At 70.2% G+C, this 24,744-nt stretch carries 18 protein-coding genes and 1 other RNA gene; 8 read left to right on the top strand and 11 right to left on the bottom strand.

Annotated elements, in window-relative coordinates; translation table 11 throughout:
* Nucleotides 1-30: 30 nt before the first annotated feature.
* The 3 genes from M8859_RS28890 to M8859_RS28880 all read right to left on the bottom strand — a co-directional run bounded on the left by M8859_RS28890 (nucleotide 31) and on the right by M8859_RS28880 (nucleotide 6,142).
* On the bottom strand, nucleotides 31-3,042 hold the full coding sequence (locus M8859_RS28890) for a bifunctional [glutamine synthetase] adenylyltransferase/[glutamine synthetase]-adenylyl-L-tyrosine phosphorylase (protein ID WP_195070166.1): 3,012 nt from the start codon (nucleotides 3,040-3,042) through the stop codon (nucleotides 31-33).
* Between the two features lie 56 nt (nucleotides 3,043-3,098).
* Entirely contained in the window at nucleotides 3,099-4,436 is a 1,338-nt protein-coding gene (locus M8859_RS28885) for a glutamine synthetase family protein (protein WP_159927253.1), read from the bottom strand.
* 161 nt (nucleotides 4,437-4,597) lie between these two features.
* Entirely contained in the window at nucleotides 4,598-6,142 is a 1,545-nt protein-coding gene (locus tag M8859_RS28880) for an alpha/beta hydrolase (RefSeq protein ID WP_195070165.1), read from the bottom strand.
* Between the two features lie 181 nt (nucleotides 6,143-6,323).
* On the opposite strand from M8859_RS28880, the gene panB reads away from it, so the two are divergent.
* From panB to M8859_RS28860, 4 genes are all read left to right on the top strand, one after another.
* The gene (panB, locus tag M8859_RS28875) at nucleotides 6,324-7,181 is read left to right on the top strand and encodes a 3-methyl-2-oxobutanoate hydroxymethyltransferase (protein ID WP_159927388.1); all 858 of its coding nucleotides are present in this window, start codon (nucleotides 6,324-6,326) and stop codon (nucleotides 7,179-7,181) included.
* Nucleotides 7,182-7,345: 164 nt separating this feature from the next.
* A complete protein-coding gene (locus tag M8859_RS28870; protein WP_159927257.1) occupies nucleotides 7,346-7,795 on the top strand; it encodes a hypothetical protein in 450 nt (149 codons plus the stop codon).
* Nucleotides 7,796-7,808: 13 nt separating this feature from the next.
* Nucleotides 7,809-8,771 (top strand): prolyl aminopeptidase, encoded by a 963-nt coding sequence (gene pip / locus M8859_RS28865; RefSeq protein WP_195140143.1) that lies wholly within the window; start codon nucleotides 7,809-7,811, stop codon nucleotides 8,769-8,771.
* Nucleotides 8,772-8,782: 11 nt separating this feature from the next.
* Nucleotides 8,783-9,646, top strand: coding sequence for a CHAD domain-containing protein (locus M8859_RS28860; RefSeq protein ID WP_249645100.1), 864 nt, complete (start codon nucleotides 8,783-8,785; stop codon nucleotides 9,644-9,646).
* A gap of 13 nt (nucleotides 9,647-9,659) precedes the next feature.
* Here M8859_RS28860 and M8859_RS28855 read toward each other — a convergent pair whose 3' ends face one another.
* Entirely contained in the window at nucleotides 9,660-11,111 is a 1,452-nt protein-coding gene (locus M8859_RS28855; RefSeq protein ID WP_249645099.1) for an RNB domain-containing ribonuclease, read from the bottom strand.
* 15 nt (nucleotides 11,112-11,126) lie between these two features.
* On the bottom strand, nucleotides 11,127-11,459 hold the full coding sequence (locus M8859_RS28850; protein WP_159927263.1) for a hypothetical protein: 333 nt from the start codon (nucleotides 11,457-11,459) through the stop codon (nucleotides 11,127-11,129).
* A gap of 433 nt (nucleotides 11,460-11,892) precedes the next feature.
* Here M8859_RS28850 and M8859_RS28845 point away from each other — a divergent pair, with 433 nt between their 5' ends.
* The gene (locus M8859_RS28845; RefSeq protein ID WP_195070162.1) at nucleotides 11,893-12,264 is read left to right on the top strand and encodes a hypothetical protein; all 372 of its coding nucleotides are present in this window, start codon (nucleotides 11,893-11,895) and stop codon (nucleotides 12,262-12,264) included.
* Between the two features lie 84 nt (nucleotides 12,265-12,348).
* Here M8859_RS28845 and rnpB read toward each other — a convergent pair.
* Nucleotides 12,349-12,764, bottom strand: an RNA gene (rnpB, locus tag M8859_RS28840) — RNase P RNA component class A.
* A gap of 36 nt (nucleotides 12,765-12,800) precedes the next feature.
* Here rnpB and M8859_RS28835 point away from each other — a divergent pair.
* Both M8859_RS28835 and M8859_RS28830 read left to right on the top strand, forming a co-directional pair.
* The gene (locus M8859_RS28835) at nucleotides 12,801-13,688 is read left to right on the top strand and encodes an alpha/beta hydrolase (RefSeq protein WP_159927267.1); all 888 of its coding nucleotides are present in this window, start codon (nucleotides 12,801-12,803) and stop codon (nucleotides 13,686-13,688) included.
* Between the two features lie 113 nt (nucleotides 13,689-13,801).
* Nucleotides 13,802-14,263: a GNAT family N-acetyltransferase gene (locus M8859_RS28830; protein WP_159927269.1), complete on the top strand. Its 462-nt coding sequence runs from the start codon at nucleotides 13,802-13,804 to the stop codon at nucleotides 14,261-14,263.
* A 6-nt stretch (nucleotides 14,264-14,269) separates the two neighbouring features.
* Here M8859_RS28830 and M8859_RS28825 read toward each other — a convergent pair whose 3' ends face one another.
* From M8859_RS28825 to M8859_RS28810, 4 genes are all read right to left on the bottom strand, one after another.
* Nucleotides 14,270-15,112 carry a hypothetical protein gene (locus M8859_RS28825; RefSeq protein ID WP_249645098.1) on the bottom strand — a complete coding sequence of 281 codons (843 nt, stop codon included), beginning with the start codon at nucleotides 15,110-15,112 and terminating at the stop codon, nucleotides 14,270-14,272.
* 67 nt (nucleotides 15,113-15,179) lie between these two features.
* Nucleotides 15,180-15,695, bottom strand: coding sequence for a GNAT family N-acetyltransferase (locus M8859_RS28820; RefSeq protein WP_159927273.1), 516 nt, complete (start codon nucleotides 15,693-15,695; stop codon nucleotides 15,180-15,182).
* Nucleotides 15,696-15,705: 10 nt separating this feature from the next.
* Complete coding sequence (locus M8859_RS28815; RefSeq protein ID WP_249645097.1) at nucleotides 15,706-16,071, bottom strand: SgcJ/EcaC family oxidoreductase; 366 nt, start codon at nucleotides 16,069-16,071, stop codon at nucleotides 15,706-15,708.
* Entirely contained in the window at nucleotides 16,068-16,484 is a 417-nt protein-coding gene (locus M8859_RS28810; protein WP_159927275.1) for a hypothetical protein, read from the bottom strand. The genes M8859_RS28815 and M8859_RS28810 overlap by 4 nt, the downstream gene beginning before the upstream one ends.
* Before the next feature lie 78 nt (nucleotides 16,485-16,562).
* Between M8859_RS28810 and M8859_RS28805 the strand changes: the two genes are divergently transcribed.
* The gene (locus tag M8859_RS28805) at nucleotides 16,563-17,429 is read left to right on the top strand and encodes a helix-turn-helix domain-containing protein (protein WP_249645096.1); all 867 of its coding nucleotides are present in this window, start codon (nucleotides 16,563-16,565) and stop codon (nucleotides 17,427-17,429) included.
* Between the two features lie 7 nt (nucleotides 17,430-17,436).
* Here the strand turns inward: M8859_RS28805 and M8859_RS28800 are convergent, their stop codons facing one another.
* Nucleotides 17,437-24,600 carry a non-ribosomal peptide synthetase gene (locus M8859_RS28800; RefSeq protein ID WP_249645095.1) on the bottom strand — a complete coding sequence of 2,388 codons (7,164 nt, stop codon included), beginning with the start codon at nucleotides 24,598-24,600 and terminating at the stop codon, nucleotides 17,437-17,439.
* Nucleotides 24,601-24,744 lie beyond the last annotated feature (144 nt).

Genomic DNA, 24,744 nt, shown 5'->3' with positions numbered 1-24,744 from the left:
CGGAGAGCGGCGAATCGCTACGGCACAGCCTCAGGCGCCGAAGACTCGTTCGACGACGGCTTTGGCGCGCCGCGTGACGCGCATGTAGTGGTCGAGGAATTCGCTCCCGTCGTCGTTGGGCCAGCCCGCGACGCGCGCCACAGCGGACAGGAGCCGGCCCGGCCCGGGGAGCTGGTCGGTGGGCTTGCCGCGCACCAGGACCAAGGCGTTGCGCGCGTTGGTCGCGGTCAGCCAGGCGTCGCGCAACAGCGCCACGTCCTGCGCGTCCAGCAGTTCGGTCTGCTCGATCACGTCCAGCGCTTCCAAGGTGGAGGTGTTGTGCAGGCCGGGCACCTCATGGGCGTGCCGCAGCTGCGTCAGCTGGACCGTCCACTCGATGTCGGCCAGGCCGCCGCGCCCCAGTTTGGTGTGCGTGGCCGGGTCGGCGCCGCGGGGCAGCCGCTCCGCGTCCACCCTGGCCTTGATCCGCCGGATCTCGCGCACCGCCTCGGCCGACACCCCGCCCTCCGGGTACCGCACCTTATCGATGACGTGCAGGAAGCGCACCCCGAGTTCCTGGTCACCGGCCACCTGGTTGGCGCGCAGCAGCGCCTGCACCTCCCAGGGTTGCGCCCACTGCTCGTAGTACGCGGCATAGGCGGCCAGCGTGCGAACGAGCGAGCCGTTGCGACCCTCCGGGCGCAGCCCGGCGTCGACGTGCAGCGGCGGGTCCGTACTCGGCGCCCCGAGCAACTGCTGTACCCGGTCGGCCACCCCGATGGCCCATTTGACGGCCTTGGTCTCGTCGGCGCCCGGCCGTGGGTCGCACACGAACAGCACGTCCGCGTCGGAGCCGTAGCCGAGTTCCATGCCACCGAGCCGGCCCATGCCGATCACCGCGATGTCGGCGGGCGCGGGCTCGCCCCGCTCGGCCTCACTCGCCCGGATCACCGCGCGTAACGACGCTTCCAGTACCGCCACCCACACCGACGACAGCGCCCGGCACACCTGCGGCACTTCGAGCATGCCGAGCAGATCGGCCGACGCCACCCGCGCCAGTTCGTGCCTGCGCAACGAACGCGCCGCGGCCACAGCGCGTTTCGAGTCCTCGTACCGAGCGGCGGCGGTGAGGATGCCGCGGGCCACCTCGTCGGGCTGCGGACCGAGCAGCAGCGGGCCGCCGGGCCCGTCGGCGTACATCCGGATCGTTTCCGGCGCGTTGATGAGCAGGTCGGGCAGATACTCCGAGGAGCCGAGCACGATCATCAGCCGCTGCGCGATCGCCCCCTCGTCGCGCAGTTCGCGCAGGAACCAGATCTGGTCGGCCAGGCCCTCCGACACCCGGCGGTAGGCCAGCAGGCCCGCATCGGGATTCGGCGTGTCGCCCAGCCATTCGAGCAGCGTCGGCAACAGCAGGGCTTGGATGCGGCCTTTGCGGGACACGCCGCCGGTCAGGGCCTTCAGGTGGCCGAGGGCGTGTTCGGGCGCCGCGTAACCGAGGGCCGCCAGCTGCCGGATCGCGGCCTCGGGGCTCAGGCGCAGCGCATCGGGATCCAGGCGCACCACCGAGTCCAGCAGCGGCCGGTAGAACAACTTGGCGTGCAGCCGCCGTACGCGCACCGCGTTCCGGCGGATCTCGCTGCCCAGCACACCCACCGCGTCCTGCCTGCCGTCGGGCCGGATATGGGCGGCGCGCGCCAGCCAGCGCATGCCCTCCTCGTCGTCGTCGGCGGGTAGCGTGTGAGTGCGACGCAGCCGCTGGAGTTGCAGCCGGTGTTCCAGCAGACGCAGGAACTCGTAGGACGCGGTGAGATTGGCCGCGTCGTCGCGACCCACGTACCCGCCCGCGGCCAGCGCGGTCAGCGCCTCGACGGTGCCCTGCACGTGCAACGTGTCGTCCACCCGCCCGTGCACCAACTGCAGCAGTTGCACGGCGAACTCGACATCCCGCAGGCTGCCGTGCCCGAGCTTCAACTCGCGTTCGCGCAGATCGGCGGGCACCAGATCCTCCACCCGGCGGCGCATCGCCTGGACGTCGGCGACGAAGTCGGGACGCTCCGAGGCCGACCAGACCATCGGCATCAGCGCGGCGCGGTACTGCTCGCCGAGCGCGAGATCACCGGTGGCCGGGCGGTTCTTCAACAGCGCTTGGAATTCCCAGGTCCGGGCCCACCGCTTGTAGTAGGCGATATGCGAATCCAGCGTCCGTACCAGCACACCGGCTTTGCCCTCCGGCCGCAGTGCCGCATCCACCTCGAAGAACGCCTGGCTCGCCACGCTCATCATCTCCGCGGCCAAGCGCGTGGCGGTGGCGTCGGCGGGCTCGGCGACGAACACCACGTCGACGTCGCTGACATAGTTCAACTCGCGCGCGCCGCACTTGCCCATCGCGATCACGCCCAACCGCACCGGCACCGGCTCGTCCTTGCAGACCCGCGCCACCGCGACGGCCAGCGCCGCGGTCAGGGCGGCATCGGCCAGGTCGGTGAGATGCCTGCCGACCACCTGGTACGGCAACACCGGCTCGTTCTCCACCGTGGCCGCCAGATCCAGCGCGGCCAGCAGCATCAGCTGGTCGCGGTACCTCTTGCGCAGCGACGCCACCACAGCGGGCTCGGAGATGCCGGCCCGGTAGAGCATCGGGGCCGCGTTCGGGCCTTGCTCGGGTTGCGCCTCGACCACCGTGAGCAGATCGGCGATCAGCTCGTCGCGGCCGGGCAACTCCTTGCGGCGCAGGACTTCCCAGGCGGACGGCGCGGCGACGAGGTGATCGCCCAACGCGCTGGAGGAGCCCAGCAGCGCGAACAGCCTGCCGCGCAGCGACGTATCCGTGCGGATCGCCGAATCGATGGCGTCCCAGCCGCTTCCGCTGCTCTCCCGCAGCCGCATGAGCGTGCTCAACGCGAGGTCGGCGTCCGGCGCGCGGGACAGCGCCCACAGCACGGGGATGCTCTCGACGTTGTCCCAGCCCAGTTCGCGCAGCGACGCGGCGGCGGAGGGCTCGAGCAATCCGAGCCGACCGACACCGGGGACAGCGGAGCGGGCAGACGGGGGCCGGACCATGGTTCTCAAATTACAGGGCGGAGCGCGCGCGCACGCCGACCCGGCGTCCCTCCGGCCTACAGCCCCAGGTATTCCTTCAGCTCGAACGGCGTGACCTGGCTGCGGTAGTCCGCCCATTCCCGGCGCTTGTTGCGCAGAAAGAAGTCGAACACGTGCTCGCCGAGGGTCTCGGCGACCAGTTCGGAGCGCTCCATCGCCTGCAGCGCCTCGTCCAGGGTGCCCGGCAGCTCGCGGAAGCCCATCGCGCGACGCTCGGCCACGGTCAGCGACCACACGTCGTCCTCGGCCTCCGGCGGCAGCGTGTAGCCCTTCTCGATGCCCCGCAAACCGGCCGCGAGCAGCACGGCGAAGGTCAGGTAGGGATTGCACGCGGAATCTGGGCTGCGGATCTCGACGCGGCGCGAGGACGACTTGTTCGGCGTGTACATCGGCACGCGCACCAAGGCGGAGCGGTTGGAACGGCCCCACGAGGCCGCGGTGGGCGCCTCGCCGCCGTGGATGAGGCGCTTGTAGGAGTTCACCCACTGGTTGGTGACCGCGCTGATCTCCGGGGCGTGCTCGAGGATGCCCGCGATGAACGCCCGCGCCGTCTCCGACAGGTTCATCGGGTCGTCGGGATCGTGGAAGGCGTTGGTCTCGCCCTCGAACAGGCTCATGTGCGTGTGCATCGCCGAGCCCGGGTACTCGGCGAACGGCTTGGGCATGAACGTCGCGCGCACGCCCTCGTCGATGGCCACTTCCTTGATCAGGTAGCGGAAGGTCATCACGTTGTCGGCCATGGACAGCGCGTCGGCGTAGCGCAGGTCGATCTCCTGCTGGCCCGGAGCGCCCTCGTGGTGGCTGAACTCCACGGAGATGCCCATGGACTCCAGCGCGTCGATGGCGTGGCGGCGGAAGTTCGGCGCCGAGTCGTGCACGGCCTGGTCGAAGAAGCCGCCGCTGTCGGCGGGGACCGGCACGCCGCCCTGCGGACCGTTCTCCAGCAGGAAGAACTCGATCTCGGGGTGCACGTAGCAGCTGAAGCCGACGTCGCCCGCCTTGTTGAGCTGGCGGCGCAGCACGTGGCGCGGGTCGGCCCAGGACGGCGAACCGTCCGGCATGGTGATGTCGCAGAACATGCGCGCGGAGTGCTGGTGGCCCTTGCTGGTGGCCCACGGCAGCACCTGGAAGGTCGACGGATCCGGCCGGGCGACCATATCGGCCTCCGAGACGCGGGCGAAGCCCTCGATGGCCGAGCCGTCGAAACCGATACCCTCCTCGAAGGCGCCCTCCAGCTCGGCGGGTGCGATCGCGACGGACTTCAGATAACCCAAGACGTCGGTGAACCAGAGACGTACGAAGCGGATGTCCCGCTCTTCGAGCGTCCGCAGCACGAATTCCTTCTGGCGATCCATGCCCGCGAGCGTAAGCACCTGGCGTTAAATCTGTGTTACATACACGCTTAAGATTGCTGACCTGGATGTTTTCGGAAGACTCCGCACAGTCGAATCGTCCGGTTTGTGAGCTTTTGCCCCGGTGTGCAACGACGGCGCCGCCGGTCGGCAACCGAGCCGCCTCAGCAGGTGAGGCCCGGAGCGGGTTCGGTCAGGTCGACCAGATAGGCGATGACCGCGTCGTCCACGCAGGACACGCCGCCCGCCAGCGCCACAGTGTGCCGGTTGCCCTGGTAGGTGATCAAGGCGGCGCCCAGTTGCCCGGCCAGGTCCACTCCGGCCTGGTACGGCGTCGCCGGGTCCTCGGTCGTGGACACCACCACCGTCTTCGGCAGACCGGTCACGGAGATGCGGTGCGGCTCGCTGGTGTTCGGTACCGGCCAGGCGGTGCACAGTTCCAGCGGCGCGGCGCCGGTGCCCCGACGGTCGTCCAGGAACGGCGCGGCCTTGCGGTATTCCGCGTCCTGGCGCGCGGTGACCTCGCGGTCGGCGATACGCGGATCGTCCACGCAGCGGATCGCGTTGAACGCGTCGGTGGTGTTGGAGTAGCTGCCGTCGTCGCGGCGGCCGTCGTACAGATCGGCCAGCGCGAGCAACGTGTCACCGCGCCCGTCGCGCAGCTCGGACAACCCGAGCGTGAGTACTTTCCACAGCTCGTCGGTATAGAGCGCCTGGCGCACGCCGGTGAGCGCGTCACCGTAGCTCAGTCCGCGCGGATCGGTGGTGGGCAGCGGCTTGTCCCACAGCGGGTCCACCAGCGCGCGGAAACGCGGCACCGCCTGCGCCGGATCGGTGCCCAACGGGCAGTCCGGCTGCTGGGCGCAGTCCGCGGCGTAGGCGTCGAACACCTTCTGGAAGCCCGCCGCCTGGCGCAACGACTCCTGCACCGGATCCTGCGAAGAGTCGACGGCGCCGTCGAGCACCATGGCGCGCACGTGCGCCGGGAACTTCTCCGCGTACGCCGACCCGATCTTGGTTCCGTAGGAGTACCCGACATAGGTCAGCTGCGCGTCACCCAGCGCGGCGCGCATCACGTCGAGGTCCTGCACCACTTCGCGGGTACCGACGTGGGCGAGGAAATCCTTCCCGGTCCGCTCGGCGCAGCGGTCGGCGTACCGGCGGTTGTCGGCCTCGGCGTCGGCGATGCCTTCGGGGGTGTAGTCCTCCTGCGGCTCGGCACGCTCGGCGTCCTGCTCCTGCGGGGTCTGGCAGACGATCACCGGAATGGAGGAGCCGACGCCGCGCGGGTCGAAGCCGACCCGGTCGAAACGCTCGGCCAACGCCGTCTTGTTGCCGAGTGAGGACATGCCCAGACCGGACTCGCCCGGCCCGCCCGGGTTCATCACCAGCGAACCGATGCGCCGCCCGGTGGCCTGGATCCGGGACACCGCGATCTGCGCGGTGGGCCCCTCGGGCGCCGCGTAGTCCACCGGCACCGTGATCCGCGCGCACTCCGTGCTGGGCGGGAACCGGTCATCCGGCCCGCCGAATCCGGTGCAGTCGCCCCACTGCACCCGCTGGTCGTAGAACTTCTCCAGCCCGGTGGGCGGCGTCGGCATCGGCTGCCCCGATTCGGTGCGGGTGACGGCGCACCCCGAGATCAGCACAGCGGCCGAGGCCAGCACCGCCACCACCAGCGCACCGCGCCCACTCCGCACCGTCGACATGCTGACGATATTGCCATCGGGCAGACGTGGGCGCCGCGCCGGGCGACCCAGTCGGCGCTGTGACCAATTGCACCGGTCATCGGCCTTAATCCGCCCGGGTGGCGGGTGGCACACTGAAATTCGTCAGACAATCCCGGGGACCCGGACGGGCCCCGAGGCGACACAGACGAAAGGGACGATGATGTCCGTATCCGATTCGGAAACCCCTGCCTACGGTGCGGCGCCCGCCGAGCCCGAGAAGGTCGTCCGCAAGACCCGGGTGCACCACCTGCGGCAGATGAAGGCCGACGGCGAGCGCTGGGCGATGCTGACCGCCTACGACTACTCCTCGGCGCGGCTGTTCGAACAGGCAGGCATTCCCGTGCTGCTGGTCGGCGACTCCGCGGCCAACGTGGTGTACGGCTACGACACCACCGTGCCCATCACGGTGGACGAGCTCATCCCGCTGGTGCGCGGCGTGGTGCGCGGCGCGCCGCACGCGCTGGTCGTTGCCGACCTGCCATTCGGCACCTACGAGTCCTCCCCGCAGCAGGCGCTGGCCACCGCCACCCGGTTCATGAAGGAGGGCGGTGCGCACGCGGTCAAGCTGGAGGGCGGCGAGCGGGTCGCCGAGCAGATCGCGGTGATCACCGCGGCGGGCATCCCGGTCATGGCGCACATCGGCTTCACTCCGCAGAGCGTGAACACCCTCGGCGGATTCCGGGTGCAAGGCCGCGGCGACGGCGCCGAGCAGCTGATCGCCGACGCCATCGCGGTTCAGGAGGCGGGCGCGTTCGCCGTGGTCATGGAGATGGTGCCCGCCGAGCTGGCCGGTCAGGTCACCCGCAAGCTGACCATTCCGACCGTCGGCATCGGCGCAGGCGCGGACACCGACGCGCAGGTGCTGGTCTGGCAGGACATGGCGGGCTACACCAGCGGCAAGACCGCGAAGTTCGTCAAGCGCTTCGGCAACGTCGGTGACGAATTGCGCGCCGCCGCCGCGGCTTATGCCGACGAAGTGCGCCGGGGCACCTTCCCGGGCCCGGAACACAGCTTCTGACCCCAGTTCCAGGAAGACGACCGGCTGGGCGGCGCGCGCTCGTCGCGCCGCTCGGCCGATCGGTATCTCAGCGGCTCTTCCCAGCGGAAACGGCCGGTTCGGGCCGGTGGGCGAAATCAATGGCAGACTCGATGCCGACAATGCCGACACGACCAGAGGTACCGATGCCGTACAGCCGTTGGATTTCACGCAGCACCCTGCTGGTGGCAGGCGTTCTCGCCGCCGCGGCGTTGACCGCTTGCGGCAGCGAGTCGGGCCCGGCCCCCACCGGCAGCTCGAGTTCGACCACGGCCTCGGCCACCGCCGCGCCGGGCACGACCTCCGGCAGCGGCACGCCGGCGAGCCCGGAGATCTCCGACGCGGCCGCGGCCCAGCTGTGCGACATGATGCGGCCGGAACTGACCAACTGGCGTATCCAGGGCGGCACCCTGGGCAAGATCGGGCTGAACGCGCTGGTGCACGAGTGGGCGCTGCGCAACGGCGGCATCAACGCCGCGGTGCTGTCGGACAAGCCGATCGTCGACCGCGCCACCACCAAGAGCTGCCCGGACGTGCGTCAGCAGGCCGTGGAGGCGCTCGGCATCCCGGATCTGGCCTCCGGTCTGGCTTTCTGAGCCGGGCCGCCCTATGCGCACCCGTTACCCCGCGATCGAGCCTTATGTCTCCGGCATGCTGGCGGTCGGCGACGGCCAGTCGGTGTATTGGGAAGTCAGCGGGAATCCGGACGGCAAGCCGGTGGTGTTCCTGCACGGCGGACCCGGCGGCGCCACCGCGCCGTTCCATCGGGAGTTCTTCGATCCGGCCGCCTACCGGATCGTGCTGTTGGACCAGCGTGGTTGCGGCCGCTCCACCCCGCACCTGGCCGACGGGGCGAGTCTGGAGCACAACACCACCTGGCGCCTGATCTCCGACATCGAGACGTTGCGCGAGCACCTGGGTATCGAACGCTGGCAGGTGTTCGGCGGCTCCTGGGGTTCCACGCTCGCGCTGGCCTACGCGCAGCGCCACCCCGAACGGGTGACCGAATTGGTGCTGCGTGGCATCTTCCTGTTGCGCCGCAAGGAAATCGACTGGTATTACAACGGCGCCGCAGGTTACGTCTATCCGGACGAGTGGGAAAAGTTCCTCGCACCGGTGCCCGAGGACGAACGCGACCAGGATCTGGTCGAGGTCTATCACCGCCTGCTGCATTCGCCCGACGAACACCTCGCCCGCACGGCCGCGATCGCCTGGTCCACGTGGGAGAGCGCGACGAGTTCGCTGCTGCCGCGATCGGATCGGGTGGCCGAAGCGGCCGAGCCCCGCTTCGCGCTGGCCTTCGCCAGAATAGAGAACCATTACTTCCGCCACGCGGGATTCCTCGACGAGGGACAGCTGCTGCGCGACATCGGGACCATCGCGCACATCCCCGCTGTAATCGTGCAGGGCCGCCACGACATCGTCTGCCCGGCGGTCAGCGCATGGGAATTGCATCGCGCCTGGCCCGGTTCGGTCCTGCACATCGTCGACGACGCGGGCCACGCGGCGAGCGAGCCCGGCATCACCCATCACTTGGTGGAAGCGACCGACCGATTCGCGAAAGCGCGGTGAGCATGGTGACCATGGCTGGGGAAGCACTCATCGGCGCTTTGCGCGACGACGTCGACCGCCTGCTGGCCGCCGAACCGGAAGTCCGCGCGGACGCACCGGATTCGGTCCATCAGATGCGGGTGGCCACCCGGCGGCTGCGCAGCGTGCTGCGGTCCTACGGCAAGTTGCTCGTCAAGAAACCGGCCGCCACGATGGGAGCGGAACTGAAGTGGCTGGCCGGATTGCTCGGCGAGGCGCGGGACGCCGAGGTGCGCGCCGATCGATTCGCCGCACTGCTGGCCGAGCACGCCGAGCGGGCCCGCCGAGCCGACATCGACGCCGTCACCGCGCGCTTGGTGGACGCCGAGCGGGAACGCTACCGCGCGGCGCACGACGAGGTCTTGGCCGCTCTGGACGGCGCGCGCTACCGGGAGTTGCGCGAAGAGCTGTCCGGGTGGCGCACCGATCCGCCGCTGCGTCACTCCCGCGCCGAGACATCCGCCACGGACGTCTTCGAGGAAGTGCTGCGGCGCGATCTCGACCGGCTGCAGTCCCTCGTCCGCGCCGAGCCTACCGTCGACCCGCACGAACGGGTCGAGGTACTGCACGAGATCCGCAAGAGTGCCAAGCGTTTACGGTATTCGTGCGAGGCCGCGGAACAGGTGCTCGGCGACGATGCCGCCGAGCGCGGCCGCCACGCGAAGAAGCTTCAGACCGTGCTCGGCGATCACCGGGACGCGGTGGAGTCGCACGAGGCGATCCTCCACCGGGCAGCCGAGGCCGCCGCGTCGGGTGAGGACGCCGGGCTCTACGAGATTCTCGCGGCCGCGGAGGACGTGGCGGCCGGTCGTGAGCTGAGCCGCTATCCTGCCACGGCGGCGGCGCTGTTCGGATAGGTCCCGCTGCCGTTCACGCGGGGTATGCGAAGGCTACTTTCCGCTCCCTGGGGTCTGCCGACACCAACCGCACCCGCACCGTCTCCCCTTCCGGTGGTTCGCCCACGCACGGCCCGAGCACCGGCGGGTTGGCGATGAAGACCACGGCAGGCCGGTTGCCGTTGGCCTCGCGCAGCACCACGGCGTCGAACTGCGCGCCGATGCGCCGCGCCAGCAGGGTCGACTCGGTCAGGTCGATGCAGGCGCGCTCGATCTTGCTCGCGACGCCGTCGCTGCGCCGCATGGCGTCGGCCGCGCTCGCCAGCCCTTCGCGCACCCAGCGCGGCACCTCGGCGCCCGCGCATCGAGCCAGGCAGATCTCGGTCGCGAACCGGTCCGACAGCCGCCGCAGCGGTGCGGTGACGTGCGCGTACGGAGCGCCGATCGCACTGTGCCGCAGCGCGTCCGGCGCGGGCGGCTCTGCCGCGACGCCGTCGACGATGGTGTAGGAGGCGCCGCGCAGCAGGGTTGTCGCCTCGGACATCAGCACCAGCGCCGCTGGTGTGCGGGTGTCCAGCCGGGCCAGCATCCGCCCGACCGCTTCGCCCGCGGGCCAGGCCACGCCCAGCGCCTGCGCGGTCCGGCGCATCGAATCGATCGCGGATCCGGATGGGGGCGGCATGGTGCGCAGCAGCGCGACCCGCTCCTGGGCGGGCGCGTCCGAGTCCAGCATGATCCGCGCCGCGCACATGCCGGTCAGCAGCGAGACCTGCTCGTTCCAGTCGTCGGCGGCGGTACGCGGTTCCACCACCAGCCGCCAGTGCCCGTCGGCGCGCTCGTCCTTGACGACGGTCTGCGCGGGCAACCGCAACCCGATCGCGCCGCGCGCCACCCCCGCCTGGATGCGCCGCGCGCCGAATTCCGGCAGGGCCGCGATCGAGGGATGCAGCCGACCGGCCTCCGCGTCGGCCTGCACCTGGACGTAGTCGAGCCGGGCCCGCGAGCGCACCAGAGCACGGATCACCGAGTAGTGCACCGGTTCGGCTTGCTCGTCGAGTTCGATGGTCCACAGCGCGGCCGGACGCGTCCGCTCGGGAAGCAGGCTCGCCGACCCCTCCGACAGGGCGGGCGGGTGCAGCGGCACGGTGCCGTCGGGAAGATAGAAGGTCTGGCCCCTGGCGCCGGACTCTTCGGCCAGCGCGCCGTCGGGGGCGATCACGGCGCCCACGTCGGCGATCGCGTAGTGCACGGTGAAGCCGCCGGGGGTGCGTTCGATATGCAGGGCTTGATCCAGGTCCATGGCCCCGGGCGGGTCGATCGTCACGAACGGGATGTCCGTGCGATCGACGCGGTCGCCCGCGAACGCGTCCACCGCGTCGCGGGCCTCCGCACTGGCCTCGGCGGGATACGCCGAGGCCAGACCGAACTCCGACCGTATGGCACCGAAATCGACGGGCGCCGAGACGATCCGCTGGTGGAGTTCCACGCTGAGGCGCCGGTACTACTGGAGCGCCAGCATGGTGCCGTTCAACTGGTCGAACGGACCGTAGACGGTGAAGGTGACCCGGCCACCCGGCACCGAGGACGACACCTCGGCCGCGGCGTCCAGCGCCTGACCGAACGAGGCGGCGGACGGATGGGGCAGCCCGGCGATGGCCAGGCCCACATTGTTCTGGTGCACGAATACCGTGTCGGCGGGACTGAGGTCGACCTGGACCCCGCCCTGCAGCGGAGTCACCGCGACAGCGCCGGCGGAACCCGCACCCAGCACCGCGAAAACCGAAGCGGCGCCTGCGACCAATGCGCCGGCGACCATGGAGCGAACTACTCGCATATGTCTCGAGACCTGCTTTCCCGCGATCGAAGTATGAATCGCCCGATGCTGCCCCGCACCGGGCTTTACCAACGGCGACTACTTTATGACGTCGATCACGATCAGGGCCAGTTCCGTACGAATCGGGCACACGGAATTCTCGCCCGACGGCACGAGCACGCCCGCGCTGCTAACGTGGCCCGCCGTGACGGGCGTCGCGTTCGCCCGCGCATTCGGAAATGTCCCGCACGTCGACAATTGGGAGCCCCCTACCTATGTCATCGATTTTGTTCGACTACCTGTTGCCTCTGCTCGGCCCCGAGCAGGCCGCGTACTGGGCTCAGGTTTTCGTCATCAACCCGGTCTGACCGCGCGATTCTTTCTTCACTACTCGTCGCCTCCCGTTCACCTGACGGGAGGCGGCGGTGGTTGTCGGCCGCTAGCATCCCGCTGCGTGACCAGAACTACCGCCGCGATCGCGGCCAGCGCCACCCTCCTCGCCCTGCTCCTCACCGGTTGCGGCGACGACAAGACCAGCAGTGCCACCTCCTCCACCACGACGGCGGCGGCGCAGGCCGCGACCCAGGTCGACAACGTGAAGGCGGGCGCTTTCGTCGTCAGCTTCCGCGGCGCGTTCCCGAAGCTGGCCGACGGCAAGGACGACGCGAAGATCGCGACGATCCTGTCCGAGACGTGCGCGGACCTCGGGGCAGGCAAATCCGAGGACGACGTCGTCGGCAACATCACCAAGCGGGCGGGCGGCGCCACCCAGCCCAGCTCCGAGGAGGCGAAGGCTATTTACCAAATGGCCAAACTCATGTGCTGACCCGCTCCTGAAGAGGGCGTGCTTCGCACACCCGCTCGATTCCTCGCCAGGGATCGGGCCGGTGTGCGAAGCAGGCCGGGCGGGCGGACGAGTCGGTCTGTAAGCCGGATCCTGTCCCCGGCCGTGTGGCCGGGGGGCGGCCATCCATCTGGGCACTCCGTCGCCGGGTGCCTCGAGCGGTCCACCCGCAGGCTCGGGCGAGCAGCCCTCGAACACCTGCGCAGCCGCACCGCGAGCGGTGCGACCTTCGACCTTGCTCCGGGCGGGGTTTACCTAGCCGCCCCGGTCACCCGGGGCGCTGGTGCGCTCTTACCGCACCGTTTCACCCTCACCGCACGGCCGCGAGGCCGTGGGCGGTCTGTTTTCTGTGGCACTTTCCCGCGGGTCACCCCGGGTTGCCGTTAGCAACCGCCCTGCTCTGTGGAGTCCGGACTTTCCTCGGCGCCGGGCGGCGGCACAACCGTGCCCGTTCCCAGCGCCGCGGCCGCCCGACCAACTCGTCCGCGAGAACAGGATACTGGGTACGGTTGGTGGCCATGGAACGTGTCGAGGTCGGCTTCCCATCCGGAAGCGAGCAGTGCGCGGCGTGGCTCTATCGCCCGGACGGCGCACCCAAGCCCCGCCCGCTAGTGGTGATGGGACACGGCCTGGGGGCCAATCGGGAAATGGGACTGGATCGCTACGCGCGGCGTTTCGCGGCCGCGGGAATGGCGGTCCTGGTATTCGACTATCGGCATTTCGGCGCCAGCCAGGGCACGCCCCGCCAATTGCTGAGCATCGCGCGCCAGCGCGCCGACTGGCATGCCGCCATCGCGTACGCGCGCACACTGCGTGGCATCGACGCGACCCGGATCGCGTTGTGGGGCACCTCGTTCGGCGGCGGGCACGTGCTGTCGGTCGCGCCGGACGATGCCTACCTCGCGGCCGTGGTCGCGCAGGTCCCGTTCACCAGCGGCCTGTCCTCGGCGTTGGCCAAGGGACCGATCAGCCTGATCAAGGTGGCCACCATCGCGGCCGCCGACCTGCTGCTCAGCCCGATCCTGCGCAGGCCGGTCCGCATCCGGCTCGCCGGACGCAAGCGTGCCGCGGCGCTGATGAGCGCGCCGGACGTGCCGGACGGCTTCCGTAGGCTGACCGACGAGAGCGAGACCTACGAGCCCAAAGTGGCGGCACGTGTGGCATTCTCCGCATTGTTCGACGCGCCTGGGCGACGCGCGAAGGCGCTCAAGATGCCGGTGCTGTACGCACTGTGCGACGACGATTCCGTGGCTCCGGTGAAATCGGCGCTGCGCGCCGCCGAACGCACCAAGCACGCCGTGGTCAAGCGTTATCCCGCCGGCCATTTCGATATCTACTTCGATGAGGTCTTCGAGAAGACCGTGTACGACCAGACCGAGTTCTTGGTGTCGGTGCTGCGGCCATGAGGCGTTCGCGGCCCGGCCGACAGCCGGCCGCGAATTCGAGAACGTACTGGTGTGCCGGGCAGGTGAAGCGGCTCGAGTCGACGGAGTCGGCCGATGCTGTCACGATGGCCCGGATGATTGTCAGGCTTGCGCGAGAGGACGACCTCGCCGCAATACTCGAACTGGCGGGGCAGGTCGAGCACTGGTTCGGCGCGATGGTCGACGACGCCGGGTTCCGTGCCACGGTGCTGCGGCACGTCCGGCGCGGCACGGCGCTGGTCGCCCGGTCCGCCGGGGCGGAGGTGCTCGGCGGACTCATGTTCGGATCGCACCCGCCGGTCTACCGGGTGCACTGGCTGGTGGTCGCCGAACAGGCCCGTGGGCACGGCATCGGCCGGGCGTTGACCACGGACGCGATCCGCCGGTACGTGCTCGCGCCGGGCACCCTGGAAGCGGTCACTTTCGGGCCCGATCATCCCGGCGCGGTCTCCAGCGGTGCGCGAGCGTTCTACGCGCGCATGGGCTTCCATCCCGCGGAGGACGCGGCTCCCGGGCCGGAGGGCGGCTCCCGGCAGGTCTACCGGCGGCGCGTTTGAGGCAGATCAGCGGCCACGGAACGCGCGCCAGAGGATGAAGGCGAGGGTGGAGGCCGGTATCGCGGCCAAGATGGGCTTGTCGCGAAGCGTCTCCAGGAGCGTGCGCCCCGGGCGGCTGACCGGTCCGGGGATTCCCGCCGCGCCGCGTTCGGCCGCGGCGGCGGTGTCCGCCTCGATCTGTTCGGCGCGCTCGGCGGCCCGGCGGACGGACTCCGCTATCGGCGCGGCCTGACTGCTGCCGTCCTCGGCCGAGCGCCGCATGGTGTATTCCGGCTCCGGTGTCCCTACCGCGCCGCCGGTGTCGCCCGACGTCGCGGCCGCGTCCGCCGAAATCGGCGTCGAAGTCACTGTCTCCGGCTCCGGCTCCCCTTCCGCACCAGCGGCACCGAGGGTCTCCACGGCGGCATCCTCCAGGCCCTGCGCCGAAGTCACCGGTTCCGGCTGCCCCGCCGACTCCAGGACAGCGTTCTCCAAGTCTTGCGCCGAAGTCACGGTCTCGGGCTCCGGTTCTCCTGCGGCACCGGCCGCGTCCGCCGAGACCTGCGCCGAAGTGACCGTCTCCCCCGCCGCACCAGCGGTACCCCGTGCCTGCGCGGCGGCGTTCTGCGCCGTGCTCCCCGGCTCGAGCTTCCGTCCTCCGGCAGCGTCAGCGTCACCGCTCGCCTCGGTGGGCGTGTCCGCGGCTCGCGGTGGAACGGCCTGCCGCGGCTTCCGGCTTGTCCGGGCCGCGCCGCCCACACCGGCCGCCGTACCGTTGGACGGCTGCTCGGTACTGCCCGGCCCGCCGGCCGGGACATCGGTGGCACGCTGAGCGCTGGTCTCCTTGTCCGTGGGTTCGCGGTCGTTCATCGCTGTCTCCTGTGTTCGGCGTCGCGGTGGGGACGGACGTCCCGGCTGCCGTCGAGGCCCGGATACCCTACGGATCGGCAGGCAAACCGGGCTTCGGCGGCCGCCATTCCATCTCGAATTCCCATCGTGGATCGCCCGGAGCCACGGGTCCGCTCACCCCGGTGCGGACGAAGCCGTTGCGCAGGTACAGGCGCTCGGCATAGGCATTGTGCTCGGCGAACTCCAAACGGACCACGGCATGACCGCCCACGACCGCCCAGTCGAGCACCGCGCGGACGAGCCGGTCCGACACGCCGGTGCCCCGAGCCCGGGGCGTCACCCACATCGAGATCAGGTCTACGCCACCGCGTTCCCGGTCGGGCATGCCCGCGACGGTACCCACCGCGGCCCCGCCCGCCTCGGCCAGGAACTGCGCCCGATCCGACAGCGCACCCCGCCAGTCGCTTTCGGTCTTTGCCCGCGCTTCGGCCGAGGTGGTGCCGAAGAATTGCGGTGCGTCGGCCAGCGCCTCGAGCCGGATGCGCCGGAACACCGCCCAGTCATCCGGGACGAGCAGTCTGATCTCGGGTGTTGGGAGGCCCATTCGCATTTCTCTACTCGACAGGCGACTTCGTACGCAAAGGATTTCCCCGTTGATCGCCCGGACGCGCGATCCACTCGCCGCGTGGCGGGATCACCATCACCGCCACGTTCGGCGCCGGGAAGCGGACCGCGGTGACCTCGGGCTCGGAAAGCCGGGTGCCTTTCATGAAGCCGTCGAATCCCTCCCGCATCACCTCGACGAGTTCGGCGGCCCGATGGACGAATTCGCCGATCACCGGGACGAAATAGGCGTCAGCCGTGAACGTCGCGGCGAAGGCTGCACCGTCACCGGGCGCCCAGGCCGCGACTCGCGCGGCGAGCAACCGGGCCAGGGGCGGCCTCGTCGGCTCGGCGGGATCGGTGCCGTACACGGTCACCGCCGTTCACCGAGTTCGCGAAGGCCGGCGCATTCCAGGCCGGCGAAGGTGGCGACCGTCGCCGCGCCGATGAGCAGGAAGACGACGCCCAGACCGGTCAGCGCGAGGACGCCCGAGCCCGCCAGCCCGATCATCCCGACCGCGGACAGGGCGTTCACGGCGACCACCGCCCGCGCGTGGCGCGCGCGGATCACCGGGCGCCGGGCGATCGACAGCAGCGCGAGCGCGCCGCCGAGCATGACGACGCCGAACGGAATGCTCCAGCCGATCGGCAGCCCGAGGGGGCCGCGCAACGATCCGGCCCCGGCGAGCAGCACCCCACCGAAGATCCCGGTGCTCCAGCCGTCCACGCGCAGCGCGGAGCGCAGGAACGCGGCGCTACGGCCGGGCCCGGCCAGGGTCGTGGGGGTCATGTCGTACTCCTGTCGGTCGATCCGAGGGCGCCGATCGGCTCCCGGCACCAACCCTGGCGGCCGGAGGTGGGCGTCTCAATGACCTCGCAGGTCATGGCCGCACCGCGCGACGGCTGCTTAGCTGGACGGGTGGCATCGGTTCAGACACCGTCGAGAGTGGGCGCCCTCCTGCGCGAATGGCGGCAACGGCGCAGGTTGAGCCAGCTCGACCTGGCACTCGCGGCGGACACCTCGGCACGTCACCTGTCCTGCGTGGAGACCGGCCGGGCCGCACCCAGCCGCGCGATGGTCCTGCGGCTGTGCGACACACTGGAGGTGCCGCTGCGCGAACGCAACACGCTGCTGGTGGCCGCCGGTTTCGCGCCCGCCTACCGGGAGAGCAGCCTCGACGACGCGCACCTCATCTCGGTGCGGGCCGCGCTGGACACCATGCTGAGCGCGCACGAACCGTACCCGGCGGTGGTCATCGATCGGCTGTGGAACGTCGTGGTGGGCAATGCGGCGATGAGCGTGCTGATGGACGGCGTCCCCGAGCACCTGCGTGCGCCTCGTCCCAACGTGTACCGGCTGGTACTGCACCCGGAGGGGCTCTCGGTCCGGCTGGCCAACCTCGCCCAGGTGCGCGAACTGTTCCTGGAGCGGCTGGCCAGGCAGGTCGCAGCGAGCGGCGACGCGGAGCTGGCGGCGCTGTACGAGGAGGTATCCGGTTATCCCGATCCACCCGAGGCGGATGCCGCGCAGGCGCAAGCGGACGCGCCGCCGAGCCCGTTCGAGGTGCCGATGGGGATCCGCACACCCGCCGGTGAACTGTCCATGTTCAGCACCATGGCCACCTTCGGCGCACCGGCCGACGTCACACTGTCGGAACTGGCCATCGAATTGTTCTACCCCCTCGATGATTTCACCGCGGCCATGCTGCGCGCGGCGGCCGCGGCGAAGTCGTGAGCGGGCCTCAGGCGTCCAGCATGGATTCGTCCCACTCGCGGTCCAGGTCCGGGTCGGCCGCCGACAGTATTTCGTCCAGCCGCAACCCCACCTCGCCGATGTTCGGCTCGGTCATCATGTTCAGGTGATCGCCCGGCACGTCGATCACCGTGAACCGGCGCGCCGCGTACTGTTTCCAGCCGTTGTCGGCGCTGTCGAACATGCTGCCGACGGTCTGGTGGGCCAGGTCGACGCCCGGCGGCAGGCCCTCGGTGGCGCGCAGCAGCGTGATGTCGCGCTCGTACGGTTCGAGCTTGTAGTCCAGCATCGCCGAGTAATTTGCGAAGAACACCTCGTAGAGCCGCCGGATCGCCTGCGGCGAGCTGTCGGCGGGCAGGATGCCCGACCGCACCGACTCCTCGAGCATCGCCGCGAACAACTCCTCGGAATTGTGCACGTCGGGTTCGAAATCGACCAGGGCGGACTGGCTTCCACGCGCATACCACAGCAGCTCGAGGAAGAACCACCGGATGAGTTTCTCTTCCGGGATCGGCGTGCGGGTGCGGGGGCGCAGCGCCATCGTGTCCAGCAGCGTCACGCTGGACACCTCGTGCTCGGGGAGCCTGCGGGCCATCTCCAAGGCGACATAGCCGCCGAACGACCAGCCCGCCAAGTGATAGGGACCGACCGGATGCACCCGCCGCACCGCCTCCAGGTACGACTCCGTCATCGCCGGAATGGATTTCTCCGGCGCGCTACCGGAGTCCGCGCCGGCCGCCTGCAACCCGTACACCGGACGGTCCGGATCCAGGTGCCGCGCCAGAGCCAGGTAGCACAGCACGTTTCCGCCGATCGGGTGCACCAGGAACAGCGGCGGCTTGGCGCCGCCGACGCTGATCGGCACCAGCGGGTCGAACGTGCGCTGGACCGCACCCGCCCGCACCAGCGTGGCGAGCCCGGCGGCGGTGGGCGCGCCGATGAACGCGTCCAGCGGCACCTCGACGCCCCACCGGCGTGACAGGGCCATCACCACGCGCATCGCGCCGATAGAGGTGCCACCCGACGCGAAGAAGTCGTCGTCCACGCCGATCGCACGCAACCCCGCGTACTCGGCAAGCAGGCCGACCGCCGAACGCTCGTATTCGTCGGCAGGCTCGCGCCGCGCCACCACCGAATCAGTGACGTCTTCCCCGTAGGCGCGCAGCGTCGCGTCGTCACGCTTGCCGCTGGGCGTGCGGGGCAGTTCATCGAGCCAGACGAACCGCGACGGCACCATGTGCGCGGGCAGCACCGAACGCAAATCGTGCCGCAGCGCGGCGAGGTCGGTCTGCTCGGCCGCGCCGACCAGGAACGCGACCAGCGAACCATCGATGCCGCCGAAGCCTCGGGCCACCACGGCGGCCTCGGTGATGCCGGGGAACTTCTCGACCAGGCTCAGGATGCACAACTCGACTTCGGCCGGCTCCACCCGGAATCCGCGGATCTTGACCTGGCTGTCGCTGCGGCCCAGGCAGACGATATCGCCGGAGAACAGGCGGACACCCAGATCGCCGGTGCGGTAGCGGATTCCGCCCGCGTGCGTGGCCACGAAACGCTGCGCGGTGAGCGCGGGCCTGCCCTCGTAGCCGCGGGCGATGGTGCGGCCGCCGAGATAGATCTCGCCGATCACGCCGTCGGGCACCGGGCGCAGCGCGCTGTCGAGCAGTTCCACGGTGTCGCCGTCGACGGCGCGGCCGATGGGCGGCAGCGCGGGGAACTCGTCGGCGGGACCCTCGAGCGTGAATTTGGTCGCGACGTGGGATTCGGTGGGGCCGTACTGGTTCTCCAGCACCAGGCCGGGGACCACCTTGCACAGAGCGCGGATCTCGTCGGTGATGCGCAGTTGTTCCCCGGAGGAGATCAGCACCTTCAACTCGGTCGGGAACATCCGCCGGCCCACGGCGGCCTCGGCGAACGCCTGCAGGGCCACGTACGGCAGAAACAGCCGTTCGATGCCCTCCTCCACCACCGTGTTCAGCAGTTGCTCGACATTCGAGCGCAGGTCGGCCGAACTCACCCGCAGGGTGGACCCCGCCGCGAGGGTGGTGAAGATCTCCTGGAACGACACGTCGAAACTCAACGGCGCCAACTGCAGGGTGCTGAGCAGCCCGGTGCCGGTGGCCGCGCGACTCTGCCAGTCCACCAGGGAGGTCAAGCCGCGGTGCGGCATCGCGACGCCCTTGGGTTCGCCGGTCGACCCGGAGGTGAACAGCACGTAGGCCACCGCGTCGGGCGGAATGTGATCGGGCAGATCCACCTCCGCCTCGGGTGCGGAGTCGTCGAAGAGCGTGACGGCGTCCAGCACCAAGGCGGCGTCGTCGACGATGTCGCGATAGGCGGCGTCGGCGATCACCCGGTGCGGGCGGGCGCGGTCGATCATCAGGTTCAGCCGGGCCCGCGGGTAGCTGACGTCCAGCGGAACACACGCGGCGCCGATTCTGGTCAGTGCGAGCACGAGCAGCACCAGCTGCGGACGCCGGCCCATCAGGATGCCGACGCGGTCGCCCGGCGACACCCCGTGACCGAGCAGGCGTCGCGCCAGCCGGTCGGAGCGTTCGATCATCTCGTCGTAGGTGACCGACTCGTCGTCCCCGGCCAGGGCGACGCGGGCGGGAGCGAGCGCGGCGGCCTCGGCCACCAGCGTGCCCACGTCGCGGGCGGTCGCGGGGCCGACGCCACGGTCGATCGGCGCGTCGGGGTCGGCGACGATGCCCGCCAGCATGCGCAACTGGGTGAGCGCGACGGTTTCGCACTGCTCGGCGGTCAGCGTGTGATCGCCGTCGACCCGCAACCACATCCGGCCGTCGCGCGGATCGGTCGCCGCGGTCACCAGCAGCTGGAAGTTGGTCTCCTCCCGGGCGTCGAAGCCCAGCAGGCGCACGCCGTCGAGGACGAGCATGGGCTGGAAGACGTGGTAGTTGACGAAGTTGAACGCCGTCTCGAAGACCGGCCCGCCGTCGGCGAGGATCGACCGCAGCGGGTAACGGCGGAACGGATAGGCCTCGCGTTCCCGTCGCGCGATCTGCTCCACCGCCGCGCGCCAGGTGGACGCGGTGGCGTCCAATCGGATCGGCAGCGTGTTGAGGAACAGCCCCGCCACCCGCTCGGCGCCCGCACGGTCCGGGCGACCGTGGCTGACCACGCCGGTGGTGATGTCCGTGCGCCCGGTGAGCGCCCGCAACGCCAGGCAGTGCGCGGCCAGATAGACCGACTTCTCCGGAATCTGGTGGCGCGAGGCGAACGCCGAGACCCGCTCGGCCAGCCTGCGCGGCACCAGCGCACGCGCCTGCGGCACGCCCGCGACGACCGGCTGGTGCACCCCGAGCGCGGTGAGCGCGGTGGGTTCGGCCCCGGCGAGGGCGGTGCGCCAATACTCGCGGGCCGCGGTGTCGTGCGCCGTGCCCTGCTCGGCCCGCGCGTACTCGGCGAGCACGGTGGCCGGGTGCGGTGTTGCCTCGATCCGGGTCTGGGTCATGCCGAGGTGGTTCAGGTAGTCCAGCAGCAGTTCCAGCACCGACGTGGCGACACTCCAGCCGTCCAGGATCGCGTGGTGGAAGCTCAGCACCAGGTCCACCGTGCCGACCGGCTCCTGTGGCCCGGGACGGACGAACACCCGGATGGCGAACAGCGCGGCGACCGAGAAGTCGTAGGGGGCGTGCGTGCGCTCGTGGAGATATATCTCGATCAAGTCTTCGCCGTCCGCCTCGCCGATATCACCGAGGTCGACGATCTCCAGCTCGTAGGGCGGCGCGGGGTGCACGACCTGCAACGGGATCGAGTACCTGCTCAGTTCGAACGACGAGCGCAGCGCGGGTTGACGCCGCACCAGCCGGTCCACGGCCTCCCGGAACTGCGCGGCGTCCCAGGGTATTTCGAGCCGGTAGCGGAACGCGTCCTTGTAGGTGACCGAGTCGGCGCGCTCGATGCTGTGATACAGCATGCCCAGCTGCAGGGCCGTAGCCGGAAAAGCGTCCTCGACCCGGTACAGCGCCGCGCGGTCGATCAGCGGCACCGTCTCCAAGGGGGCCACGACGCGCGCGCGGCCCGCGTGCCGATCGTCGCGCACGACACGGGCCAGCTCGGCGATGGTCGGCGCCTGGTAGAAGGCGTCCACGTCGAAGTAGAGCCCGGCGCGTTCGGCGGCGGTGCGCACGGCCAGCGCGAGGATGGAATCGCCGCCGTTGGTGAAGAAGTTGTCGTGCACGCCGATCGACTCGACGCCCAGCACCGTGCGCCAGACCTGCGCGAGCCGGGCCTCCACCTCGGTACGCGGCGCACCGCCCACGACCTGCCCGGCGCCGTGGCCGAGAACGAGTTGCTCGGCGAGTGCGCGCCGGTCCAGCTTCCCGTTGCGAGTCAGCGGGATCCGGTCCACCCGGATCAACCGGGACGGCACCATGTAGCGGGGCAACCTGGCCGCGAGCTGCTCGGCGATCTCCTCGCCGGAGACGTCACTCCCGACGAAATAGCCGACCAATTGCACGCCGTGCGCCTCTGAGATCTCGTCCACCACCGCCGCCGCGCGCACCCCGGAGCAACCGAGCATGGCGTTCTGCACTTCTCCGAGCGTGATTCGGTTGCCGCGGATCTTCACCTGGTCATCGAAGCGACCAAGGTACTCGAGATTGCCGTCCGGTAGCCAGCGCGCCAGATCGCCGGTGCGGTACCGGCGTCGCCCGGGCACCGCGCGATCGTCGACGAACGCCGCCGCGGTCAGCTCGGGCCTGCCGCGGTAGCCGCGGGCCACGCCCACGCCCGCGATGTTCAACTCCCCCGGCACGCCGACCGGCACTCGGCGACCGATGTGGTCGAGCACGAGCAGGTCGATGTTGTCGATGGGACGGCCGATCGGCACCACGTCGAGCGGGTCGTCGGGAGGGCAGTCGAAGTAGGAGACGTCGACGGTGGCCTCGGTCGGGCCGTAGAGGTTGACCAGTTGCGGCGCTGTGACCCCGGCCGCGGCGAAGACCGCGTGAAACCGGCGCACCAGCGCCGGCGGTAACGCCTCACCGCTGCAGAACACCCGCCGCACGCTGCCGATCCGCGCGACCGTCGATGGGTCGGCCGTCAGCTCGGCGACGAACGCGGTCAACATGGACGGCACGAAGTGCAGCACGGTCACGCTGTGCACGGCGATCGCGTCGGCGATGCGGCGCGGATCGCGCTCGCCACCCGGTTCCAGCAACGCCACCCGGGCGCCGGTGATCGCCCACCAGAACAGTTCCCACACCGACACGTCGAAGGTGGCCGGCGTCTTCTGCAGGATCACGTCCGACGCGTGCAGTGGGTAGCGCCGCTGCATCCAGGTCAGTCGGTTCACCACCGACCGGTGCTCGATCATCACGCCCTTGGGCACGCCCGTGGAACCCGAGGTGTAGATGAGATAGCTGAGGTCGGCGGGGTGCGAGACATTTTCGACACCGCGCGCCGGAACCGTGTCGGCCACCCCGATCCTGGTGACGCCTAGTTTGTCGAAGACCGCTCGATGCTGCGGCCCGGCCACCACGAAGCGAGCCCCGCAGTCGGCGAGCACGGCTTCGATGCGCGCGGACGGGAAGTCCGGATCCAGCGGCACGTACGCGCAGCCGGCCCGCAGTACGCCGAAGATCGCGACGAGCATCTCCGTCGAGCGGGGCAGCACGACCGGGACGCATTCGTTGCCGGTCGCGCCCAGCGTGCGCAGCCGGGCGGCGAATCCGTCTGCCAGAGCGGATAGTTCGGCGTAGCGCACCGGTTGCTCGCCCGAGCCGACGACCGGTTCGATCGCCACCCGATCCGGATGGCACGCGGCCATGTCGGCGAACAGCCGGTCGAGGGTGGTGTACGGGAACTGTTCGCGCGGACCGGATTCGAACGCGGCGATCGCGGCCAGCTCGCGCGCGGGCATCAGCGGCAATGCCGAGATCGGCAGGCCGGGCTGTTCCAGCGCCGCCACCAGCAGCGCGCCGATGCCGCGCACGACCGACCCGAACGGGAAGTTCTCGTCGAAGACGTCCCGGTCGTAGTAGAGCTGGAGGTTGAGCGACCCGTCGCGCGCGTGCTCCACGCCGAGGATGTTCAGCGCCTCGAGCACGGTGCCCGGATTGACGATGTCGAGCGTGCCGAGGATCTTGTCGAGGTGATCCGACGACGGCATCTTGATGTAGGAGTACGCCACGTCGAACAGCGGCGGCGCGGTCGGATCGCTGCCGAGGGCGCGGGCCAGGTCGCCGTACGGGAAACGCTCGTAGCGCTTCAGCTCCCGGATCTGCGCGGCCACCTCGGACGCGACCGCCGACAGCGGCTGCGCCGGGTCCACCCGGATGCGCAGGGGCACCACGTTCGTCCGGTGCCCGGCGGTGCGGAAGGTCTCCGCGCTGTGCCGGTTGAGCATCGGGACCCCGATCACCACCTCCTCGGAGCGGTGGATGGTGGTCAGGTAAGCGGCCAGCGCCGAAGCCGTGAACGCGAAGACGGAGAAGCCGGTCGCGCGAATCCGGTCGAGGAAAGCCGGTTCCACCACCACGCGCCGACGTCCCCGGTTCACGTTCGGAGTACTCGCCCGGCCGGAGAACAGAGCGGGGACCACTCCCTCGAAACGGCGGACCAGCGCGTCACGATCGGCCACCCACTGCGGAGAGGACAGATACTCCTCGTGCTCGGCGGCGATCTTCCGGTAGGTCGCCACACCGCGGTCGGTCTGCTCGGTGACCGGATCCGGTTCGGCGAGCAGTTCCAGCGGCAGATCCGTGCGGCTGTAGTCGTCCACCAGGGCGCTCCACAGCGCGTTCACGCCCCAGCCGTCGATCATCGCGTGGTGCATCGCCACGTAGAGATGGAAATGGTCGGGACCGTCGACCAGCGCGGCGATCCGGAACGGCTGCCGCGGCGGCGACGGCGTCACGTTGGCCCGGTTCACCCAGTCCCTGCGGGCCGCGGCGGGATCCGACGCCCAGCTCAGATCGACCAGCTCCACCTCGGGTAGTTCGTCGCAGACCCACTGCCAGAAGCGGCCTTCGGAGAACTCGAACCGCAAGCGCAGCGCGTCGTCACCGAGCATCGTCCTGCGCACTACAGCCCGCAACCTGGCCATATCGAACGGCTCGTCCAGAAACGCGCAGTAGGCGTTTCTGGTGACCGGCGCCGGGGCATACCTGTAGGCAACCGACAACACATCTCGCTGATACGCGCTGACGGGCCAGGCTTCGGGAGGTCTTTGGGAAGTAGCACTCGGTTCGGATGTCACAGTCACTCCTATCGCGACAGTCGCGGCACCGGCCGTGCGCGGATCTAACCAAGCCCACCCTGATCACTGAAA

This window comes from Nocardia sputi (genome assembly GCF_023501985.1).
The sequence above is the reverse complement of the archived record's forward strand: the minus strand, read 5'-3'. Positions and strand labels throughout refer to the sequence as shown.

Coding starts and splice junctions, on each gene's coding strand:
- M8859_RS28890 (WP_195070166.1), bottom strand. CDS start 3,042: ATGGTCCGGCCCCCGTCTGCCCGCTCCGCTGTCCCCGGTGTCGGTCGG.
- M8859_RS28885 (WP_159927253.1), bottom strand. CDS start 4,436: ATGGATCGCCAGAAGGAATTCGTGCTGCGGACGCTCGAAGAGCGGGAC.
- M8859_RS28880 (WP_195070165.1), bottom strand. CDS start 6,142: ATGTCGACGGTGCGGAGTGGGCGCGGTGCGCTGGTGGTGGCGGTGCTG.
- panB (WP_159927388.1), top strand. CDS start 6,324: ATGTCCGTATCCGATTCGGAAACCCCTGCCTACGGTGCGGCGCCCGCC.
- M8859_RS28870 (WP_159927257.1), top strand. CDS start 7,346: ATGCCGTACAGCCGTTGGATTTCACGCAGCACCCTGCTGGTGGCAGGC.
- pip (WP_195140143.1), top strand. CDS start 7,809: ATGCGCACCCGTTACCCCGCGATCGAGCCTTATGTCTCCGGCATGCTG.
- M8859_RS28860 (WP_249645100.1), top strand. CDS start 8,783: ATGGCTGGGGAAGCACTCATCGGCGCTTTGCGCGACGACGTCGACCGC.
- M8859_RS28850 (WP_159927263.1), bottom strand. CDS start 11,459: ATGCGAGTAGTTCGCTCCATGGTCGCCGGCGCATTGGTCGCAGGCGCC.
- M8859_RS28835 (WP_159927267.1), top strand. CDS start 12,801: ATGGAACGTGTCGAGGTCGGCTTCCCATCCGGAAGCGAGCAGTGCGCG.
- M8859_RS28830 (WP_159927269.1), top strand. CDS start 13,802: ATGATTGTCAGGCTTGCGCGAGAGGACGACCTCGCCGCAATACTCGAA.
- M8859_RS28825 (WP_249645098.1), bottom strand. CDS start 15,112: ATGAACGACCGCGAACCCACGGACAAGGAGACCAGCGCTCAGCGTGCC.
- M8859_RS28820 (WP_159927273.1), bottom strand. CDS start 15,695: ATGGGCCTCCCAACACCCGAGATCAGACTGCTCGTCCCGGATGACTGG.
- M8859_RS28810 (WP_159927275.1), bottom strand. CDS start 16,484: ATGACCCCCACGACCCTGGCCGGGCCCGGCCGTAGCGCCGCGTTCCTG.
- M8859_RS28805 (WP_249645096.1), top strand. CDS start 16,563: ATGACCTCGCAGGTCATGGCCGCACCGCGCGACGGCTGCTTAGCTGGA.